This window comes from Mycobacterium sp. (assembly GCF_049673265.1).
Taxonomy (GTDB): domain Bacteria; phylum Actinomycetota; class Actinomycetes; order Mycobacteriales; family Mycobacteriaceae; genus Mycobacterium.
In genome coordinates, this window is sequence record NZ_JBATXN010000099.1 from 1 (window position 1) to 4,100 (window position 4,100).

Annotated in this window: 3 protein-coding genes and 1 pseudogene; 1 reads left to right on the forward strand and 3 read right to left on the reverse strand. The window is 67.1% G+C overall.

All coding sequences use genetic code 11. The annotated features are described in order from the left end of the window. The 3 genes and pseudogenes from WBF82_RS03365 to WBF82_RS03375 form a co-directional block, all read right to left on the reverse strand. Nucleotides 1-457: pseudogene (locus WBF82_RS03365) on the reverse strand (carboxymuconolactone decarboxylase family protein); the annotation flags it as partial. 7 nt (nt 458-464) lie between these two features. After that, nucleotides 465-1,838 carry a metallopeptidase TldD-related protein gene (locus tag WBF82_RS03370; RefSeq protein ID WP_424381684.1) on the reverse strand — a complete coding sequence of 458 codons (1,374 nt, stop codon included), beginning with the start codon at nt 1,836-1,838 and terminating at the stop codon, nt 465-467. Next, on the reverse strand, nt 1,835-3,352 hold the full coding sequence (locus WBF82_RS03375) for a TldD/PmbA family protein (RefSeq protein WP_424381685.1): 1,518 nt from the start codon (nt 3,350-3,352) through the stop codon (nt 1,835-1,837). The genes WBF82_RS03370 and WBF82_RS03375 overlap by 4 nt, the downstream gene beginning before the upstream one ends. A gap of 33 nt (nt 3,353-3,385) precedes the next feature. On the opposite strand from WBF82_RS03375, the gene WBF82_RS03380 reads away from it, so the two are divergent. Beyond that, nucleotides 3,386-4,100, forward strand: a 715-nt coding sequence (locus tag WBF82_RS03380) for a carbohydrate ABC transporter permease (protein ID WP_424381686.1), incomplete at its 3' end; no start/stop codon positions are given.

Consider the following 4,100-nt stretch of genomic DNA (forward strand, 5'->3'; position numbering starts at 1 on the left):
CCTCGGACGTCAGCGCATCGAGCTCGCGCAACCGCGCCACTGTCGGCAGAAAACCGTTGAACACCGCATCGGACGGGTCGGTGCTGTGATCCCAGGCGATCTGGCCGTCCGCCCATCCCAGGTACTGCTCGCCGGCGCCGAGGGCTTCCAGTCCGGCCCGCACTCGCGGGACGAAGTCGGCGATGTACATCTGCACGACGACCCCAAACGTGCTGTCCCCCAACGCAGACCGCAATCCCGAGCGCCGCTCGTCGTCGATCATCGAGACGTCGACGCTGAACTGTTCGGCGAAATCGGCTACGACGGCTTCGACGTCCGATCCCGGGCTGCTCGCCTCGACCTCGGCAGGAAGCGGAGGCAACGACAACGTCTCCGCGCACACCCGCCGGACCAGGGCGGCAGCCCGGCCGTCGCCAGGCGACAACGCAACCAGCCGGGTCAGCTCGTCGTCACGCACCCAAGCATTATGTCGCCTGGCTGACTGAGGACATATGAAAGTCGGGAATCCGCAGCGACGGCATCGCCGTCCGGGTGACCCAATCGCCCCACTCCCGCGGCAACGTCCGCTCGCTGACACCCATCTCGGTAGCCCGTCGCAGCAGGTCTAACGGGCTCTCGTTGAACCGGAAGTTGTTGACCGCCGCCGTCACCTCGCCGTCTTCGACCAAGTAGACGCCGTCGCGAGTGAGCCCGGTCAGCAGCAGCGTGGTCGGATCAACCTCGCGGATGTACCAGAGCGTGGTCAGCAGCAGACCGCGCTCCGTCGCCGCGACCATTTCCGCCAAGGAGTCGCTGCCGCCGGTCATCACCACGTTGTCGGCGGCCACCGCGACCGGAGCCGCGAACTCCGCGGCCGCGGCCCGCGGATAGGCCAGCGCATTGATCACCCCGTCGCGGATCCAATCCACCCGCTCGATAGCCATCCCGTTGTCGAATACCGACAGCGTTTCCGACGAACTCGGGGTCGCCACGAACGGGGTACACCCCAAACCCGGCACGCTCGGATCGGAATACAGCGTCAGCGGCAGATCGGTCAGCCGCTCCCCCACCCGGGTTCCGCCGTCAAGCGAACACAAGGCCGTGCGGCCTTCCTCTGCGCCCCGCCCGGCCATCGACCAACCCAGGTAGACCATCATGTCGGCGACCGCCGACGGCGGTAGGAGGGTCTCGTAGCGGCCTTCGGGTAGCTCGACGGTGCGCTCGGCCCAGCCCAGCCGCATCGACAGCCGCTCCAGCAGCAAATCCGTTGGGACACCAGCGAAATCGGGTGTGCCCACTGCTACCCATGCGCTGGCACCGTCGCGTTTTCCGTTAATCTCCACCGAACCGGTTGGCTGGGTGTAGCGACGCCGCAATCCGCCCGATGTCGCCAGATACACCGTCTCCAGCGCGTGCCGGGCAAAACCGTACAACTGGTCGGTGCCACGGAAGCCGCGACTCAGGCCACGGGCGACGTCGGCGAACACCTCGGGGCCGGTGGCCGGCGTCGGGGCATCCCAGTCCGCGGGCGCACCGTTGCCGGCTAGCAGCGGCGCGGCGTCCCGGGCATCCGGCGCTGCCACGGCAGCCGCCTGCGACGCCGCGACTAATTCCTCGATCACCGACGGGTCCACCTCGGACGAGGTCAACGAGCCCACCCGCGCGGTATCGCCATGGCGGACAATCGAAATCACGGTTGTATGGCGGGCGGTTGACACGCCGTTAGTGGTCATCGAATTGTTCGCCCACCGCAGCGACGCAGCGATCCGGTCGATGACCAGCACGATGGTCTCATCGGCGCGTCCCCGCCGCGCCGCGGCTTCCAGCGCGATGTCGATCACCTGCTGCGCGCTGATCATTGGCCGGCCTCGATGCGGGCGTTAAGCACGTTGACGCCGCGGAACAGCGCCGACGGACAGCCATGGCTGACCGCCGCCACCTGACCGGGCTGGGCTTTACCGCAGTTGTACGCCCCACCGAGGCGCCAAGTCGACGGCCCGCCAACGGCTTCCATCGAATTCCAGAAATCGGTGGTGATGGCCTGATAGGCGAGGTCGCGTAGCTGGCCGTCCAGGCGTCCGTTGCGGATGCGATAAAACCGCTGTCCCGTGAATTGAAAGTTATACCGCTGCATGTCAATCGACCAGGATCGGTCGCCGACGATGTAAATGCCGTCATCGACGCGGGCGATCAGGTCGGCGGTGCTGCGGTCCTCGGGACTGGGTTGCAGCGAGACGTTGGGCATCCGCTGAATCGGTACATGGTGCGGCGAGTCGGCGTACGAGCAGCCGTTGGAGCGCGCCAGGCCCAACCGCGGTGCGAACACCCGGTCCAGTTGATAACCGACGAAGGTCCCGTCGCGCACCAGATCCCAGCTCTGGGCGGCCACGCCCTCGTCGTCGTAACCGACACTGGCCAAGCCGAATTCGACGGTCCGGTCGGCGGTCACGTTCATCACCGGCGAGCCGTAACGCAAGCTGCCGAGCTTGTCGGGGGTGGCGAACGACGTGCCGGCGTAAGCGGACTCGTAGCCGATGGCCCGATCGTATTCTGTTGCGTGCCCGATGGATTCGTGAATCGTCAGCCACAAGTTCGTGGGGTCGATCACCAGGTCGGTCGGGCCCGGCGTCACGCTGGGCGCCTTGATCTTTTCGGCCAGCTGCGACGGCATCTGCGCAAGCTCGTCGGTCCAGTTCCAGATTTCGTCGCCGGCCAGCATCTCCCACCCGCGGCCCATCGGCGGCGCCAGTGTGCGCATCGAGTCGAACCCGCAGCCGCCGGTGTCGATGGTGACCGCCTCCAGGACGGGCATCAGCCGCACCCGCTGCTGGGTGATCGACGAGCCGAAGGCGTCGGCGTAGAACGTCTGCTCCTTGACGGTGTTCAGGCTGGCCGACACGTGGTCCACGCCGTCGGCGGCCATCAACCTCCCGGAGTACTCGTCGAGCACGGCGACCTTGTCGGCGGTGGTCACCGCGAACGGGTCGATCCCATAACTCGAGACCCAGGTGACGTCGCTGTACACCGGCTCGGCTGCCAGCTCGACGGGGTCGGTGTTCAGCGCCGCCAGCGTCCTGGCCACCCCGACAGCCCGTCGCGCGGTGTCCGCCGCAACGGTCGGCGACAGCTCGGCGTGCGAGGCGAATCCCCAGGTCCCGTCGACGACCACTCGGACCGCCACGCCGAGCTCGCGGCTGAGAACCGCGGTCTCCAGCTGGCCGTCGCGCAGGTGGATGACCTCGGTGATGAGCCGGTGAATCCGCAGGTCGGCGTGGCTGGCCCCGGCCGCAGTGGCCGCCGACAGTGCGGCGTCGGCCAGTTCGTGGCGGGGCAGGTCCAGAAAGTCGGCATCGATCCCCCGGTTCGGTGTCACATCTCCACCGTAACGACCGGCATTATTACCCTCATGCGCCGATCGACCGCGCTGGGCTATGCGCTGCTCGCCCCGAGCCTGTTCGGGGTGGTCGCGTTTTTGCTGCTGCCGATCCTGGTGGTGGTGTGGCTGAGCCTGCACCGCTGGGACCTGCTCGGGTCCATCGAGTATGTCGGGGGCGAGAACTGGCGCTCGGTGCTCAGCGACTCGGCATTCGGCAATTCACTGTTGGTCACGCTGATGTTCGTTGCGATCGTGGTCCCGACGCAGACGGTGCTCGGGCTGTTGGCGGCGTCGTTGCTGGCCCGCGATCTGCCTGGAAGCGGATTGTTTCGCACGCTCTACGTGCTGCCGTGGATCTGCGTGCCGCTGGCGATCGCGGTGATGTGGCGCTGGATCCTGGCGCCCACCGATGGCGCGGTGAGCACCGTGCTGGGTCATCGCATCGAATGGCTCACCGATCCCGGTCTGGCGCTGCCGGTGGTGTCGGCCGTGGTCGTATGGGCCAATGTCGGCTACGTCGCGCTGTTCTTCCTGGCCGGCATCCTGGCGATCCCGGCCGACGTTCACTCCGCCGCACGCATCGACGGGGCCACCGCCTGGCAGCGGTTCCGGCGCATCACGCTGCCGATGCTGCGACCGACCATGTTTTTCGTGCTGGTCACCGGAGTGATCAGTGCCGCACAGGTTTTCGACACCGTCTATGCGTTGACCGGCGGCGGCCCCCAAGACCGCACCGATTTGGTAG